At 51.6% G+C, this 15,382-nt stretch carries 18 protein-coding genes; 3 read left to right on the forward strand and 15 right to left on the reverse strand.

The genetic code is table 11. The features are described 5' to 3' along the window. Positions 1 to 4 precede the first annotated feature (4 nt). From G451_RS0106820 to G451_RS0106890, 15 genes are all read right to left on the reverse strand, one after another. A complete protein-coding gene (locus G451_RS0106820; RefSeq protein WP_027183652.1) occupies positions 5 to 331 on the reverse strand; it encodes a nucleotidyltransferase family protein in 327 nt (108 codons plus the stop codon). Continuing rightward, positions 331 to 756 (reverse strand): nucleotidyltransferase substrate binding protein, encoded by a 426-nt coding sequence (locus tag G451_RS0106825; RefSeq protein ID WP_027183653.1) that lies wholly within the window; start codon positions 754 to 756, stop codon positions 331 to 333. The genes G451_RS0106820 and G451_RS0106825 overlap by 1 nt, the downstream gene beginning before the upstream one ends. Before the next feature lie 228 nt (positions 757 to 984). Next, complete coding sequence (locus G451_RS0106830) at positions 985 to 1,413, reverse strand: F0F1 ATP synthase subunit epsilon (RefSeq protein ID WP_027183654.1); 429 nt, start codon at positions 1,411 to 1,413, stop codon at positions 985 to 987. 5 nt (positions 1,414 to 1,418) lie between these two features. Then, positions 1,419 to 2,822, reverse strand: a complete 1,404-nt coding sequence (gene atpD, locus G451_RS0106835) for a F0F1 ATP synthase subunit beta (protein ID WP_027183655.1) — start codon at positions 2,820 to 2,822, stop codon at positions 1,419 to 1,421. Between the two features lie 18 nt (positions 2,823 to 2,840). Then, on the reverse strand, positions 2,841 to 3,734 hold the full coding sequence (locus G451_RS0106840) for a F0F1 ATP synthase subunit gamma (protein WP_027183656.1): 894 nt from the start codon (positions 3,732 to 3,734) through the stop codon (positions 2,841 to 2,843). Positions 3,735 to 3,751: 17 nt separating this feature from the next. Next, positions 3,752 to 5,260, reverse strand: coding sequence for a F0F1 ATP synthase subunit alpha (gene atpA, locus G451_RS0106845; protein WP_027183657.1), 1,509 nt, complete (start codon positions 5,258 to 5,260; stop codon positions 3,752 to 3,754). Positions 5,261 to 5,264: 4 nt separating this feature from the next. Next, positions 5,265 to 5,861, reverse strand: coding sequence for an ATP synthase F1 subunit delta (gene atpH, locus G451_RS0106850; RefSeq protein ID WP_027183658.1), 597 nt, complete (start codon positions 5,859 to 5,861; stop codon positions 5,265 to 5,267). Then, complete coding sequence (locus G451_RS0106855) at positions 5,858 to 6,415, reverse strand: F0F1 ATP synthase subunit B (protein ID WP_156921547.1); 558 nt, start codon at positions 6,413 to 6,415, stop codon at positions 5,858 to 5,860. The genes atpH and G451_RS0106855 overlap by 4 nt, the downstream gene beginning before the upstream one ends. A gap of 48 nt (positions 6,416 to 6,463) precedes the next feature. Then, positions 6,464 to 6,889, reverse strand: a complete 426-nt coding sequence (locus G451_RS0106860) for a F0F1 ATP synthase subunit B (RefSeq protein WP_027183660.1) — start codon at positions 6,887 to 6,889, stop codon at positions 6,464 to 6,466. A gap of 155 nt (positions 6,890 to 7,044) precedes the next feature. Next, positions 7,045 to 7,407 carry a bactofilin family protein gene (locus G451_RS0106865; protein WP_027183661.1) on the reverse strand — a complete coding sequence of 121 codons (363 nt, stop codon included), beginning with the start codon at positions 7,405 to 7,407 and terminating at the stop codon, positions 7,045 to 7,047. 98 nt (positions 7,408 to 7,505) lie between these two features. After that, positions 7,506 to 8,618: a rod shape-determining protein RodA gene (gene rodA, locus G451_RS0106870; protein ID WP_027183662.1), complete on the reverse strand. Its 1,113-nt coding sequence runs from the start codon at positions 8,616 to 8,618 to the stop codon at positions 7,506 to 7,508. Positions 8,619 to 8,725: 107 nt separating this feature from the next. Further along, complete coding sequence (gene mrdA, locus G451_RS28110) at positions 8,726 to 10,540, reverse strand: penicillin-binding protein 2 (protein ID WP_034641264.1); 1,815 nt, start codon at positions 10,538 to 10,540, stop codon at positions 8,726 to 8,728. Beyond that, on the reverse strand, positions 10,524 to 10,988 hold the full coding sequence (locus G451_RS0106880) for a hypothetical protein (protein WP_027183663.1): 465 nt from the start codon (positions 10,986 to 10,988) through the stop codon (positions 10,524 to 10,526). Before G451_RS0106880 ends, mrdA begins: the two co-directional genes overlap by 17 nt. After that, on the reverse strand, positions 10,988 to 11,818 hold the full coding sequence (mreC, locus tag G451_RS0106885) for a rod shape-determining protein MreC (protein ID WP_245587783.1): 831 nt from the start codon (positions 11,816 to 11,818) through the stop codon (positions 10,988 to 10,990). Before mreC ends, G451_RS0106880 begins: the two co-directional genes overlap by 1 nt. A gap of 97 nt (positions 11,819 to 11,915) precedes the next feature. Beyond that, entirely contained in the window at positions 11,916 to 12,956 is a 1,041-nt protein-coding gene (locus tag G451_RS0106890; RefSeq protein WP_027183665.1) for a rod shape-determining protein, read from the reverse strand. Positions 12,957 to 13,155: 199 nt separating this feature from the next. Here G451_RS0106890 and mnmL point away from each other — a divergent pair, with 199 nt between their 5' ends. From mnmL to G451_RS0106905, 3 genes are all read left to right on the forward strand, one after another. Continuing rightward, on the forward strand, positions 13,156 to 14,034 hold the full coding sequence (gene mnmL / locus G451_RS28115) for a tRNA modification radical SAM protein MnmL/YtqA (protein ID WP_034641267.1): 879 nt from the start codon (positions 13,156 to 13,158) through the stop codon (positions 14,032 to 14,034). Between the two features lie 161 nt (positions 14,035 to 14,195). Next, positions 14,196 to 14,666, forward strand: a complete 471-nt coding sequence (locus tag G451_RS0106900) for a methylated-DNA--[protein]-cysteine S-methyltransferase (RefSeq protein WP_027183666.1) — start codon at positions 14,196 to 14,198, stop codon at positions 14,664 to 14,666. 126 nt (positions 14,667 to 14,792) lie between these two features. Then, positions 14,793 to 15,326: a CvpA family protein gene (locus tag G451_RS0106905; protein ID WP_027183667.1), complete on the forward strand. Its 534-nt coding sequence runs from the start codon at positions 14,793 to 14,795 to the stop codon at positions 15,324 to 15,326. Positions 15,327 to 15,382 lie beyond the last annotated feature (56 nt).

Here is a 15,382-nt window from a genome sequence, read left to right on the forward strand (position 1 = left end):
TCTTCTAACGCGCCCCTAAAGGTGTGCCTAATCGTTGATACAATACGATGCCGACACGTTCTATAAGCTCTCGCAATGCAGCATGGGAAAGGGAATCAAACACTGCGATATCAATAATATAAGGCAAATCAAGTTCATCAAGATCAATAGCGATAAGATTTTTTTCCATCGTTGTAATATTCTTGCCGTAAAGGCAGATATCAATGTCCGACCCTGGTTTAAAACATCCCTTCGCTCGTGATCCATAGAGGACAACTCTCTCGATATGGGGATATTTTTTAAATACAGCAACCATATCATGAAGAATGGATTCACGCAGTCCATAACGCATCAATCGGTCTCGAATCCTTCATCAATTGCACGAAATGTTTTTTCCATCTTCAAAAAAGCAGGATAATGCAGATACAAAATTCTTTCGACAATTTCTTCAGCTAACTCTACGTTATACGTATGAGAGGAATGATTTCTGTCTTGAATCATCAGCATCCATGTTTCTCCGTCTTCAATAAGACCATTTCTAAATGCTTCGCGCACGGCACCACGAGAACCAACCACCCCTTTAATACCTTGATACTCAAGGTAATCCTTCAAAACATTCCAAGCAAGTTCATGTGTAAATTCAAAAGATTGAATGACCCCCTGCTCTTCCAGATCGGACAGTGTACGCTGCTCGGCCAAATCAACCGCCTCCGTAAGCGTTTGAAGTGCCCTTAAATAATTAGAAAATCGTTGCCGCCAACGAACATCGTCCAACATCACGCAACCTCCTTGAAAAAATAGCCCCAAAATACTTACTTCGGAATCACTGTTGTGCAGAGCAGACTAGACCGTTACTCCCTTCAGCTACTTTGAGGTGGTATAATACACGCTTTCTTCGATCAATATCATTTCTACAGCGCACCAAATACAATTTTCTTCAAAGAAAAACGGGTGACCCTCTGAAAGAGAGCCACCCGTGTTTGAAGTCGGTATATTTCGAGAAAGCTACAAGGAGCAGGTACCAGCGCTGCTCGCCGTAGAGCGACAGGTCATGCGCTGCATGGCCCGTTGCAAAGCGGCTTGAGCGCGAGCTTGCGCAATGTTGTCTTCGGCCTTCTGCATACGTTCACGAGCGCGCTGTTCAGCGCGACGAGCACGTTCAAGGTCGATATCTTCGGCTTTCTCGGCGATCTCAGCCAAGATCGTGACTTTATTACTCGACACTTCGGCGAATCCGCCAGCAACGAAGACATAGTAGTACTTTCCATCAAGCTTGTAATACAAGCTCCCCACGCCAAGCGCGGACAGGAAAGGTATGTGATTCGGCATGATACCGAATTCACCTTCGATGCCGGGCGCGCCAACGTATTCCACTTCCTGAGACAGGACGAGGCGGTCGGGCGTCACGACTTCCAATCGAAGATCTTTAGCCATAAGGACTAACCTCTCTTGGCGTTTTCAAGAGCCTCTTCAATGTCGCCGACCATATAGAAAGCACCTTCAGCGATATCGTCGTGCTGTCCGTCGATAATGGCCTTGAAGCCTTTGATCGTGTCTTCCAGCTTGACGTAGCGGCCTTCTTTACCGGTGAACTGCGCGGCAACGAAGAACGGCTGCGACAAGAAACGCTGGATTTTACGAGCACGAGCAACGGTCAATTTGTCTTCATCAGACAGTTCGTCCATACCCAGAATGGCGATGATGTCCTGAAGGTCTTTGTACTTCTGGAGGATCATCTGGACTTCACGGGCAACACCGTAGTGTTCGTCACCCAGAACGTTGGGGTCGAGGATGCGCGACGTGGAGTCGAGCGGGTCAACCGCGGGGTAGATGCCGAGCTCGGCGATCTGACGCGAAAGAACGAGCGTGCCGTCCAAGTGCGAGAACGTCGTAGCAGGTGCGGGGTCAGTCAAGTCGTCAGCAGGGACGTAAACGGCCTGAACCGACGTAATCGAACCCTTGGTGGTGGAGGTAATGCGTTCTTGCAGAGCACCGAGGTCAGTACCCAGAGTAGGCTGGTAACCAACCGCCGAAGGCATACGACCGAGAAGAGCGGACACTTCGGAACCGGCCTGCGTGAAGCGGAAGATGTTGTCAACGAAGAGAAGCACGTCCTGGCCTTCTTCATCACGGAAGTATTCAGCCATGGTCAGAGCGGTCAGAGCAACACGGGCACGGGCTCCCGGAGGCTCGTTCATCTGACCGTACACAAGAGCGGCTTTCTCGAGAACGCCAGCGTCTTTCATTTCATGGTACAAGTCGTTGCCTTCACGGGTACGTTCACCGACGCCCGCGAAGACCGAAATACCGCCGTGCTGTTTGGCGATATTGTTGATCATTTCCATGAGAATAACGGTCTTACCAACACCGGCGCCGCCGAACAGGCCCATTTTCCCACCCTTGGGGAAGGGGATGAGCAAGTCAACAACCTTGATGCCGGTTTCGAGCAGTTCGACCTTGGTCGACTGTTCTACGAAGGACGGAGCTTCGCGGTGGATGGGGAGGTATTTGTCCGTATCGATGGGGCCGAGTTCGTCCACGGGACGACCAACGACGTTGACGATGCGGCCAAGAGAGCCTTTCCCAACCGGAGCAGTAATAGCCGTACCGGTATCGGTGCCTTCCATACCGCGGACGAGACCATCGGTCGCGTCCATAGCGATACAGCGGACAACGTTGTTACCAAGATGCTGGGCGACTTCGACGACGAGGTCGGGGGCGTCCTGGTTATTTTCGTTTTTGATCTCGATAGCGTTCAAGATCGCGGGCAGTTGCCCTTCGGGGAATTCCATGTCAACGACAGCGCCGATGACCTGAACGATTTTACCGACAGAATTGCTCATTGTATTAAGCTCCCTTGATTAACCTTTGAGTGCCTCGCTACCGCCGACAATGTCCATCAGCTCAGTGGTGATGGCGGCCTGACGAGCCTTGTTGTAAACAAGCGTCAGGGAACCGACCATCTCGTCGCAGTTCTTGGTCGCATTGTCCATGGAGCGCATGCGGGCAGCATGTTCGCTGGCAGACGTATCGAGCAAACCGCGGTAGATCTGAACATTAACGAAACGGGGCAAGAGTTCGGCCAGCAGGCCTTCAACCGAAGGCTCGTAGATGTACTCCATCTTCGTGGTCGAGGCGGCTTCAGTTTCTTCGCCTTCGGCAGCTTCAGAAGCGGCCGACATGGGCAGGAGGGTCAAATTGACCGATTCCTGCCTGGCGAGGCTCACAAATTCGCCGTAAACCAGATCGATTTGATCGTACATTCCCGAGATGTAGCCGTCGATGACTTCAGCTCCGAGCTTGGCGCCCAGGGTGAAATCAAAGGAGTTCATTTCGTCAACATATGCATTGACGATTTCGCGCTCGGCACGGCGAATGACATCGCGTCCTCTTTTACCGACGGTGATGAATTTGACGGCTTTGCCTTCAGCCTCGTATTTCAGAGCCATTTTTTGAGCCCTGTTCACGAGCGAAGCGTTGAAACTGCCACACAGTCCACGGTCGGAAGTCACCAAAACGATCAGAACCGTTTTGATTTCTTCGCGTTTCTCAAGAAGCGGGTGAACCGAAGAATCGGCGCCCTGCGACAAATCTGCGAGCATGTCGTAAAATTTGTCGGCATAGGGCCGAAAGCGTTCGATCCGGGCCTGCGCATTACGAAGCTTTGCCGAAGCGACCATGTTCATGGCCTTGGTGATCTGCTTCGTCTTCTTGACCGCGGAGATCTTGACTTGTACGTCCTTTAACGAAGGCATCGGTTATCCTCCTAGCCTTACGCCTGAAAGCCTTTTTTGAATTCCTCAATGGCGGCCGTCAACTTGGATGTGAGATCGTCGTCCAGCGCTTTCTTTTCCTTGATGCCGTTCAGAATTTCAGGCTTGGAATTCCGCAGGAAGTCGAGCATTTCGCTTTCGAACTTACGGATAGCGTCAACAGGAACGTCGTCCATGAAGCCGCGAGTACCGGCAAACAGAGAAGCAACTTGCTCTTCCATGGAGAACGGCTGGTACTGGGGCTGCTTGAGCAGTTCAACCATGCGCATACCACGATTGAGTTTGGCCTGGGTGGCTTTGTCGAGGTCGGAGCCGAACTGAGCAAAAGCGGCCAATTCGCGGTACTGAGCGAGGTCAAGACGCATGGTACCGGCAACCTGCTTCATAGCTTTGGTCTGGGCAGCACCACCGACGCGGGAGACCGACAGACCGACGTTAATGGCGGGACGGATACCAGCGTTGAACAGGTTAGGTTCGAGGTAAACCTGGCCGTCTGTAATGGAGATAACGTTCGTCGGAATGTAGGCGGAAACGTCACCGGCCTGGGTTTCAATGATGGGCAGAGCCGTCAAGGAACCAGCACCGAGGCTATCGTTCACTTTCGCAGAGCGTTCGAGCAAGCGCGAGTGGAGGTAGAAAACGTCGCCGGGGAAAGCTTCACGTCCTGGGGGGCGGCGAAGAAGCAGAGACATCTGGCGATAGGAGACAGCCTGCTTGGAAAGGTCATCGTAAATGATCAGAGCGTGTTTGCCCGAATCGCGGTAGTATTCCGCCATGGTGCAACCAACGTAGGCAGCGATGAACTGGAGCGAAGCCGGTTCAGAAGCGGTGGCCGAAATAATGGTGGTGTACTTCATGGCGCCGTGCTTTTCGAGCGTGTCGGCAACCAGGGCAACCGTGGATTTCTTCTGACCGATGGCGACGTAGAAGCAGTAGACGTCCGTGTCGCGCTGAGCAAGAATGGCGTCAAGGCAAACAGCTGTTTTCCCAACCTGACGGTCACCGATGATGAGTTCGCGCTGTCCACGACCGATCGGGGTCATGGCGTCGACGGCTTTGAGGCCAGTCATCATGGGTTCGTGAACCGACTTACGGGCGATGATACCGGGGGCCTTGATTTCAACGACACGGGAAATATCGGTGTCGACAGGTCCCTTTCCGTCGATGGGCTCACCCAGAGCGTTCAAGACGCGGCCGGCAACAGCTTCACCAGCAGGCACCGAGAAGATCTGTCCGGTACGTTTAACGGTGTCGCCTTCTTTAATGTGGGTGTCTTCGCCGAGAAGGGCCACACCAACGTTGTCTTCTTCCAAGTTCAGAACGAGGCCTTTAACGCCACCGGGGAACTCCAGGAGCTCCATGGCCATGGCGTTTTCAACGCCATGAACGCGGGCGATCTGGTCACCCACCGACAGAACGGTGCCGGTCTCGCTCATTTCGACCCGAGACTCGTAGTTCTGGATCTGCGATTCAATGATTTGGCTAATCTCTTCCGCTTTGATTTGCATGGCCCTACTCACCCCTCTTTATTTTTTCTTTCAGCATTTGCAGCTGTGCGCGAAGGCTCGCATCCAAAACTTTGTCACCGACTTTGAGCACAACGCCACCGAGGATATCCTCGTTCACGTCGAAATCGAGCATCAGCGTTTTGGCAAGCTGCTTTTCGAGTTTTTTCTTGATGGCCGTCTGTTTGGCCTTGGAAAGCGCCAGCGCCGTCACCAATTCGCCACGAACAATTCCTTTATCCGCGTCGAGGAGCACGCCGTAGTAGGCGGCGATTTCCGGAAGATAGACGAGACGACCTTTGTCAGCGAGCAATCCGACGAAATTAACAATCATCGGGTGCGGCGACAGCTTTTCCATCACCTTGCCAAGCACCGCTCTCTTTTCCTCCGCAGAGAAGATGGGGTTGGCCATGACTCTGAGCAACTCGGGCGACGCTTCAAGCGTCTCGGCCAGAGTATTCAGGTCAGTGCCAAACTTCTCGCGAGGCGGCTCTTCAGGTGCCTTTTTCTTGCCGCGAGCCTTTCCTTTCGGCTCTCCGTCAATTTTGGCCCCCAAGGAGAAAAGCGCCTTGGCGTACCTGCGGGCTATGATGTTCTCGGTCAATTGAGCACCACCTTTGCTAAGTATTCATCCACTAACTTTTCGTGGTCCTTCTCCGACAGCTTATCCTTGATCGATTTCTCGGCAGCGGCCGTCACAAGGTCGGCCAGCTCGGCGCGCATTTCAACAACCGCCTGCTTCATTTCATTCTCGGCGGTACGGGAGGCCTGCTCCTTGATCTGCACGGCGGCCTGCTCGGCGGCTTCGATAATGGCAGCCTTGAGCTTTTCGCCTTGAGCCTTGTAATCGGCAAGGATGCTCTGTTTTTCTTCTTCCAGGTTGGAGATGCTGGCTTCGATTTCTTTCAGGCGTTTTTCAGCGTCGACCTTACGGGTATCGAGATCTGCCAGTTCATTTTCGATCTGGATGCTGCGGCCCTTGAAAAACTGTTTCATCTTTCCGCCAGCCAACCAGATGATGACTCCGGCAACCAACCCGAAGTTGATCAGCCTGTAGATGAAATCCATCCAGTTAAGACCGTGTTCGCCACCATGCTCGGATGCGAACGCCACGGCGCTGACCGCAAGCAGGAGCGTTGTTGCCCCGGCGACTTTCATCACGCGCTTCAAAATGTTCCCTCCTTTCCCTGTCGTGACCCCATCACGTTAACCGGCCTGACCGAGAACCTTCTCGACCGCTTTGCCGGCCATAACGTCTACCTTGACCTTCAGATCGTCCATGGCCTTCGCGGCCTGGGCCCCAATTTCGGACCGGGCTTCCGCCAATTTGGCAGAAACTTCGGCGCCGGCTTTTTCCATAATGTCTTTCTCAACAGCGGCACCTTCGTCACGAAGCGCGTTCCGGATGTCAGTAGCGCCTTTGCGAGCCGTGGCGAGCGTCTCTTCATAATTTTTCAATTTACTGTCAGCTGTGTCCGTAAATGCCTGAATGGCATCAGCCTGGGACGCCATGTATTCACGGCGTTTTTCCAGGACGGATCGGATCGGCCTGATCAGCACAACATTGAGTGCGATCAGGATGACGACGAAGTTGACGAGTTGAATAAAAAAAGTGCTGTCTAAATCAATCATCGCGGCCCCCGTTGAGGTTGTGAATTTTTTTTCAAAGTCGGTCCGCCATTAGCCGATTTCAACACTTGTGTAAAGCCTTTTTCGGCATGAAAAAGGGCTCCGAAGAGCCCTAAAGCCTTGTCTGGCGGTGCTTGTTACCTTTTTCACGCTTTCTTTCAATCTTCGACTTCAGCCGGCAAAGAAGCCTGTGATGTGAAGTCCATTGTCACTTTTCCTTCAAGCACAGCTCCATCTTCAACGACCAGCGCAGGGGTCACAAGATTGCCGTAAAACACGGCGGTCTTGTGCATGGTTACCTTCTTTTGTGCCGTGACATCCCCTTCAAGCCGACCGCTCAATACGAGTTGTCCCACCTTGACTTGACCGATGATCGTAGCGTCTTTCCCAACAACAAGGGTTCCCGAAGATTCGACTTCTCCCTGAAAATTGCCATCGATCCGGACCGACCCTTCGAAGTCAAGACGCCCCTGATAGGTCGTCCCGGCCCCGAGAAAGGCATTGATTTCGTCTCTGGCCACAGTAGCGCTCCTTTTCCCGAATAAACCCATAATAGCTGCAACGCGTCGCTACCGGCGCGATTTTTGTTGAATTGCTTGGACGCGAGGCTGGTATTTCATCATTTTTTGAACATGAACCGGCGCATGGAGACATTGAGCACCAGGCCGATCAGACAAAAATTTACAATGGTGGCCGATCCACCATAACTGACAAAAGGCAGCGGGATGCCGACAACCGGCATAATGCCGACGACCATCCCCATATTGATCAGTATTTGCCAAAAGAAGTAAAAAAAGACACCGGCAGCAAGAAAACTCCCGAAGCGGTCTTTTGCTCCTCGTGCCGTGACGAATATCAAGTAGAGGAAGACACAAAAAAGCGCAACTAATGCAATGGAGCCTACAAACCCCCATTCCTCGGCAAATACGGCTACGGCAAAATCGGTATGTTTTTCCGGCAAAAAACGCAACTGACTTTGTGTCCCTTCAAGAAACCCTTTTCCCCACAGTTGCCCAGAACCAATAGCAATGCGGGATTGTATGATGTGATACCCTGTCCCAAGTGGGTCTTTACTCGGATCGATCAACGTCAAAATACGTTGTTTCTGGTACGGCTTGAGAAAAAACCAGCCCATTGGAACCGTCAGCGGTAACGCAATCAATAACGTTTTCAGAACACCGCCGGTCAGTCCTTGATAGAGAATTAATCCTCCAAGAAGCAACAACACGTTGAGACCGCTCCCCAAATCGGGTTCAACAACGATGAGGCCGGCCGGAACCAATCCGACAAGTAACACTTGGAACAAACCAAGCCATCCGAGTCGAGTCTGCTTTTTGGATAAAAGGAGCGCTCCCAATATGAGCACGGAAAACTTTGCAAGTTCGCTTGGTTGGAAATTGAACCCCCCAAAGGTCAACCAGCGTTGGGCTCCATATACCGTCTTCCCAACGACAAGAACCAACGCAAGAAGAACCACTGTGGCAAACATCAGTGGCCAGGCAATATGGGCAAGATACCGATAATCAAACAGCATGAAGGCCACAAGGCACCCCATACCAACGAGTCCCCAAATGAACTGCTTGTGATAATATGGCATAAGCGACACTTCATCGCCCATACGATATCCACTTGCTGAATACAGGTTCAGTACCCCAAGCCCGAAAAGCAGGAAGGTAAAACCGAGCAGGGGCCAGTTGAGATGAAGAAGTAATCGTCTGTCAATGGGAGACATGAAACCGGTCCGTCAGGTTGGAGTGTTCCGATTTGCTGGCTGAAACCGATGCAACGGGGACATAGTAGGATATATTGCGGTTCATTCCAGCGTCTACTGATTGGTCTTTACGGCGAGGCGGCAGCCACTTTTTTCTTACCGCTCTCCGGTGGAAAAAGCTTTTCATAAACGGCGCGCACCATCGGCCCACCCGTGCTGCCTCCATGCCCGCCATGCTCGACCATGCAAACGACAACATAGGACTTACCATCTCTCTGGCCAAATGAAGCCAACCAGGCATGGTCACGGTATTGATACGGCATTTCATGCGTCTTTCGTCGTCTTGACGCATTAAGCAGTTTAACGACTTGTGCCGTCCCGGTTTTGCCGCCAATACGGGCATCAGACCGTTTCAAACTTCGAGCCGTTCCTCGGTTAACCGTTTCCACCATGGCATTGAGAATAAATTCTCTATCCTGGTCCGACAATGGTATCTCACTTTGGACAACAGGCGGATCCGTGGCCACCAAAGAGGGTTTCATGAGTTTCCCCCCATTGACAAGGGAGGAGATAAACCGCGCAATTTGCATAGGCGAGGCAAGAACCTGGCCCTGACCAATGGAGACGTTGAGAGTCTCCCCTTTGGTCCAGGCTTCTCCACGTCGTTTGCGCTTCCATTCTCTGCTCGGCACAAGGCCGGCGCGCTCATGCGGCAAATCAATGCCGGTTTTCGATCCAAACCCAAATTCCGTAGCACACTGGTGGATACGGTCAATTCCCATTCGTTCACCGAGCTGATAAAAATATACGTCGCACGAACTGACTAATGCCTGTTTGAGATCAATTGTTCCGTGGCCACTGTGCTTCCAGCAGTGAAAAACACGTTGGCCAAGTCGATATCCACCGGAGCAATAGGCCGTATCGGAATACTTAAGAAACCCCTTGGAGAGGCCGCAGGCCGTCATAAAAAGCTTAAAAACCGACCCTGGAGGATACACACTTTGCGTCGTTCTGTTCTGAATAGGATGTCGTGGATCGTCGCGGAGTTCTTTCCAGATAGAATGGGGCACGCCCAGGACGAATAAATTGTTATCATAGCTCGGCTGACTCACCAGAGCGAGGATCTGACCGGAAAACGGTTCCATGACAACGATGGTTCCGGCTTGCCCTTCAAGTTGTTTGGCAACGTGGGCTTGCAGGTCGAGATCAATGGTCAGCTTGATGTTGTTGCCAGCGTGCGGATCAAGCAATACTTGCTGATTGTGTTCACGCCCCAATGCGTCGACTTCAATTTGCTTCAGACCTTTCTTGCCTCGAAGCGTTTGTTCGAGAACATATTCCAGGCCCTGCTTCCCGACGGAATCACCCAGCGCCAAACCATCGTCTTTTTCGAGCTCTTCTTCGTTGGCTTCGGCAACATAACCAAGGACATGCGAGACAAGTTCACCATACGGATAAAATCGCTTGTGACGAACGACGATTTTGAGTCCGGGATAAAAAACGGCATTGGCCTCAATTTTCGCCAAAACCTCAAAAGTCAAATCCGTAGCGAGGATTAACGGTTCAAACGATTTAACGCGTTTTTTCCCTCGTTTGTATGCTTCCTGCAATTGTTCGATAGGGACATTGGTCCATTCGGAGACTTTATCCAACGTCGCGTCGACATCTTCACAGTCTTCTCGAATGAGCCCTAACGCAAAGGATGGTTCATTGACAGCGAGTTGTTTCCCATTGCGATCCCAAATAACACCACGCGCTGAAGGGATAGAGGCCTGGCGTAATTGATTTTCCCGAGCTTGCTCAGCAAAATACTCACCCTTATGGACCTGCAGATACCAAAAGCGCACGGTAAAAAGGCAAAACAACCCGAAAATAAGGACTTGAAGAAGTATCAAGCCATGTCGTGGTGCGTGTGAAGCATCCGAATCAAATTTGGTATTCATGGCGTGGCACGTGGTGATATAAAACATAGACAAGCCCCCATTCCATCGGGAAGAGGGTAGCCTGCAACAGACTTTCAACCACAATTCTGTCGGATACGATCAGCCAATCCTGTAAAACAGCCATCGTATGGGTCAAAACGAAATGCATCATCCCGAGGCACACCCCGAGGATAATCATAAAAATAAAATTTTTCGCTTCAAAAAACCAATGTCCCAGATAAAAGACGGCCGCCAAAAAGCCGTACCATAAAATCCCTGTTCCAAAGGCCAGACTGCCCGATCCTTCTTGAACGAACAACCATGCCAATGCAAGCCAGATGGAAACCGTAGGCTTTTCTTCCTGCAGACTCAAAATAAACCCCGCAGCAAAAAAGTCTACTCCGGGGAGCAACGTTTGTAGCCAGACAGCCCCAATTGTAAACCCTATCCACCATACAATCTGCCACATTATTTATCTCCACCCGAATGTTTCTTTGCATCGTCTTCAAGGCGAGATTCGTTCTTGTCGAGTTTGGGGATACGGGCGGCCATTCCAGTGCCGGCTTCAATTTCCACTTCTTCATCAAATGGAATCAAGAGGCCAACCTCTTCCAGTCCATCTTTTTGAAACAGCGGGGCTGCATGGACGTTTTGAAACAGTCTTGAGCCGGTGGGCTCAACACGAGTGACACGCGCAACGGGCAATCCTTTGGGAAAAAAAGCTTCCACGCCCGAAGTCACCAGGAGTTCCCCCGGTTGAATTTCTGCCTGTTGCGAGACATATTCAACACTCATTTCTTCATGCGGCCCACGGCCGATAAGAATCCCTTGAGCACGAGATGTCTGCCCGACAACCGGAATACGGCTATTCGGATCTGTCACCAAAAGCACTGTGGATGCATTCGGGCTGATGCGAAGAATGCGACCAACAACACCATCAGGGCTTACCACCGGAACATTGATGGAAAGACCGTGATGAAGCCCTTTGTCGAGTAAGATAGTTTCCAAAGCAGCATTGGGACCAAGCCGATGCGCAAGTATTCGAGCCCCCTCCATGCGCCGCCCAATAGGCGGAACCATGTCGAGGAGAGCCCGCAATCGCTTGACTTCAGCGCGCTGTTCACGCAGCTCAGCCAGCTCGGCTTCGGCCGCACCAAGCCGCTCCTTGAGCTGTTCGTTCTCTTCTCGCACGCCGACAAAATAGACGTAACGATCCCAGAACCCGCCGACCCGTTCAGATACCCACTTGCCGGGGGAAAGCACCCACCGTACAAACTCGAGACCGGTGTAGCTGGACAAGGCATCAACATAACCGGTACGGATATTCCAGGTAAACAGGCCCAGATACAAAAACAGTAGGAGTAGCAGGCCGAAAGTGATCTTTTGGGGAGTGGGCTTAATCTATCGTGACCTCCTTGAGCACGTGGAGATTGTCCAGAGCCTTGCCCGAACCAAGAACTACGGTGGACAACGGATCGTCGACCACAGTGATGGGCAGCGAGGTCTCCTCTCGCAGAAGTTGATCAAGCCCGCGCAGCAACGCGCCCCCACCTGTCAAAACAATACCCCGGTCGACAATATCGGCTGCCAACTCTGGCGGCGTCTGCTCCAAGGCAATACGAACAGCCTGGACAATGCTTTCCACCTGTTCGGCAATGGCTTTTTGTACTTCCTCGGAAGTAATGACAATATTCTGCGGAATGCCCGTGACAAGGTCACGGCCTTTGACCTCCATCTCTCCTGTACTCGTGGAGGGGTGAGCCGATGCAATCTGAATTTTGATTTGTTCAGCTGTCGATTCACCAATAAGCATATTATATTTGCGCTTAACGTATTGCATGATGGCTTCGTCCATCTTGTCACCGCCCACGCGCACCGATTTCGAATACACAATGCCGGACAAAGAAATAACGGCAACTTCGGTCGTGCCCCCACCGATATCGACAACCATGTTGGAAGTCGGCTCGGTAATGGGAAGATTCGCACCGATAGCCGCGGCCATGGGCTCTTCGATCAAATAGACTTCGCGTGCACCGGCACTTTGCGCCGATTCTTTCACCGCCCTCTTTTCCACCTGCGTAATTCCAGTGGGCACACAAATGATGATGCGCGGACGTACCAACCGCCGCGAGTTGTGCACCTTGGAAATAAAATGACGCAGCATGGCTTCCGTCACTTCGAAGTCGGCGATAACCCCGTCCTTCATGGGCCGAATAGCGACAATATTGCCCGGTGTCCGACCGAGCATTTTTTTGGCTTCGGCACCAACGGACAAAACTTTGTTCACGCCTCGCGAATCTTTTTTTACGGCAACAACCGACGGTTCGTTCAGCACAATACCTTTGCCCTTGACGTAAACACAGGTGTTTGCCGTCCCCAGATCGATCGCCAGGTCGTTGGAAAATACGCCCAGGGCGAAATCCAGTGCTTTTTTCATAGTTCCTCGCTTGACTCCCCTTCTTTCGGGACCGATAATAACCGCAACCGGTTGCGCGTTCCCAAAACGCCATGACGTGCCTGAAGGCGTGTTCAGTCGGCGTGATGTTCGATTCGAGCCCACTTGTCAATGTTTTTCCCCGAACTCCGTCAAAAACGGCTTCGGGTCAATATGCACCGCCAATCCCCAATAGCCCCACATGCATGAACTTCCCTACTTAAGCCTGTCAGCCTACCTCAGGCAACGATTCGGAAAGCGAGTTCAAAAGATTCCACTCGATGCCGGCATGACATGCCCCAATCGAGACGGAACCATTTCACGACACGGCTGCGCGTTTTGCAACCCCAAAGGCTCGGGCACCGGGCTGTACCATACGGGAGAACCCCTTGCTGTGCAATGGTCCCACTGGAAAGAACGGCTCGGCAAAAAATACAAAACAGACCTTTTTCTTGGATACCTTCAATCCTACACGAACACCTATGGTCCGCTCGAACGTATACAAGCCCTCCTTGACGAAATCGTGCCGCTTCCCGGACTGGTCGGAATCTGTCTCGGTACACGCCCCGACTGCATTGATCCGGACAAGGCCGCGTTGCTTGCCAATGCACCGGTCGAGGAATTCTGGGTTGACCTCGGTCTCCAGTCTTCAAACAACGCCACGCTGGAGCGTATCGGACGTGGCCATAGCGCGGCGTGCTTCGCGCAAGCCTGTCGCCTTTTGGCCGACAACGGCCTTCTCGTCTGCGCTCATGTCATGGCCGGTTTGCCCGGAGAAACCGATGCGGATTTCCTTGAGACTGTTCGCTTTGCGGCAGCTCAACCTATTGCCGGTATAAAGTTTCACAATCTCTATGTCGCACAAGATACTCGTATTGCGACCTGGTATCACCATGGTCTCTATACACCGTTAACTCGTGAAGCGTATATTGATATGCTTGTCAAGGCTCTTTGTCTTCTTCCAGCTCATATTGTCGTGCATCGCCTTACTGGCGATCCGGCCCCGGGAGAACTCGTGGCTCCTGAATGGGCTCGTCAGAAACAGGGCCTCCTTGACGAAATACGTTTTCGCCTGCTTTAACAGGGGAAACAATTCACAATGGGATGCAGGGCCTCTAAACAAACGCCCCATAAACAAAAAAAAACGTATAGTTACGAGGTCAGGTATTGGTCAGGGCGTTCTTCGCCCTTTGTATAATCAGTTTTAAGATGTCTTTGAAGTCATCGGACAGGGAGGGATGTATGAGAGATAGCGAAACCATAACGGCTGCACCGCTTGGATTGACCATCGAGTGGCATAAAGACAAAATCGTTCATATCGAGTTGCACTACGACGATTTGCCACCGGAAAAATATTCAACAGCCGAAGCGTACGCCCTTCGCAAAGCCTTGATCGCCTATGTAGAAGGAAAACTTGATCAATGGCCCGATCTTCCTTTTGACTTCAGCATTGTTCCTCCTTTTCAGACGAAAGCACTCAAGCAACTCTGTAAAGTCAAACCCGGTACAACCGTGACCTATGGCGAACTGGCTTCCATGTGTGGAAAACCCAAAGGTGCACGCGCTGTTGGGCGTGCTATGGCGACCAATCCATTTCCTTTAGTCTACCCATGCCATCGCGTCGTTGGAGCCAATGATGATCTTGTCGGCTTCGGTGGCGGTATTAATTTAAAAAAATATCTTTTGGATCATGAGGGGGCATTGGAATCGTAACATCCTCGTCCAGCAAGCATACTGCCCACGCCTTCCAGGCTCGGTCCGCTTTTCATTTCTGAGACACTTTGATAGGGCAAGTAACGCTCTCTTTGGGCGCGTACTTCATTACGAGGATGGAACATCATGTCTGTAACTGACATTGTTGTCATCGTTATTTGGCTTTTTTTTGCCATTCGAGGTTTTCTACGAGGATTAGTCAGTGAAGCAGCCATGATTGTATCGCTTCTCGCCGGCTTCTATGGTGCCAATTCCATTTACCACTTGCTCATTCCGTACACTTCGAAAGCACTGGACTCGGCCGGCTCGGGAATGACCACGTATACAGGCGTCATTTCATACGCTCTGGCATTTCTGGGAATTTTACTTGTCGCGCTTATCATTACAGCGGCTATTTCCAGAGTCATCCATCTGTCCATTTTCCACATGGCTGATTCCGTGCTCGGTGCTCTGGCTGGACTCATCAAAGGAGCAATCCTCACCTCGGTATTGTTTATACTGGTCACAACCCTTCTTCCCGACAACCCGTTGTTGACATCGTCGCGACTGTTGTCGTTTCAACAACCGATAACACAACTTATTCAACAGGCTATCCCACAGAATATGCTCGATCACCTTCATTCACTGCTTCCGAAGTCTGAAGCTGCGCAAACCCCATAATTCTACGCGATGCTTACGACGCTCTTCTTTTCCTGACTCGAGCTCTATTTTTTGCA

The sequence above is a fragment of the Desulfovibrio inopinatus DSM 10711 genome, from assembly GCF_000429305.1.
GTDB classification, from domain to species: Bacteria; Desulfobacterota; Desulfovibrionia; order Desulfovibrionales; family Desulfovibrionaceae; genus Alteridesulfovibrio; species Alteridesulfovibrio inopinatus.

Excerpts from the sequence above, each read along its gene's own strand:
- G451_RS0106820 (WP_027183652.1), bottom strand. The coding sequence starts at position 331 with ATGCGTTATGGACTGCGTGAATCCATTCTTCATGATATGGTTGCTGTA.
- G451_RS0106825 (WP_027183653.1), bottom strand. The coding sequence starts at position 756 with ATGTTGGACGATGTTCGTTGGCGGCAACGATTTTCTAATTATTTAAGG.
- G451_RS0106830 (WP_027183654.1), bottom strand. The coding sequence starts at position 1,413 with ATGGCTAAAGATCTTCGATTGGAAGTCGTGACGCCCGACCGCCTCGTC.
- atpD (WP_027183655.1), bottom strand. The coding sequence starts at position 2,822 with ATGAGCAATTCTGTCGGTAAAATCGTTCAGGTCATCGGCGCTGTCGTT.
- G451_RS0106840 (WP_027183656.1), bottom strand. The coding sequence starts at position 3,734 with ATGCCTTCGTTAAAGGACGTACAAGTCAAGATCTCCGCGGTCAAGAAG.
- atpA (WP_027183657.1), bottom strand. The coding sequence starts at position 5,260 with ATGCAAATCAAAGCGGAAGAGATTAGCCAAATCATTGAATCGCAGATC.
- G451_RS0106855 (WP_156921547.1), bottom strand. The coding sequence starts at position 6,415 with ATGAAAGTCGCCGGGGCAACAACGCTCCTGCTTGCGGTCAGCGCCGTG.
- G451_RS0106860 (WP_027183660.1), bottom strand. The coding sequence starts at position 6,889 with ATGATTGATTTAGACAGCACTTTTTTTATTCAACTCGTCAACTTCGTC.
- rodA (WP_027183662.1), bottom strand. The coding sequence starts at position 8,618 with ATGTCTCCCATTGACAGACGATTACTTCTTCATCTCAACTGGCCCCTG.
- mrdA (WP_034641264.1), bottom strand. The coding sequence starts at position 10,540 with ATGAATACCAAATTTGATTCGGATGCTTCACACGCACCACGACATGGC.
- G451_RS0106880 (WP_027183663.1), bottom strand. The coding sequence starts at position 10,988 with ATGTGGCAGATTGTATGGTGGATAGGGTTTACAATTGGGGCTGTCTGG.
- G451_RS0106890 (WP_027183665.1), bottom strand. The coding sequence starts at position 12,956 with ATGAAAAAAGCACTGGATTTCGCCCTGGGCGTATTTTCCAACGACCTG.
- mnmL (WP_034641267.1), top strand. The coding sequence starts at position 13,156 with ATGCATGAACTTCCCTACTTAAGCCTGTCAGCCTACCTCAGGCAACGA.
- G451_RS0106900 (WP_027183666.1), top strand. The coding sequence starts at position 14,196 with ATGAGAGATAGCGAAACCATAACGGCTGCACCGCTTGGATTGACCATC.
- G451_RS0106905 (WP_027183667.1), top strand. The coding sequence starts at position 14,793 with ATGTCTGTAACTGACATTGTTGTCATCGTTATTTGGCTTTTTTTTGCC.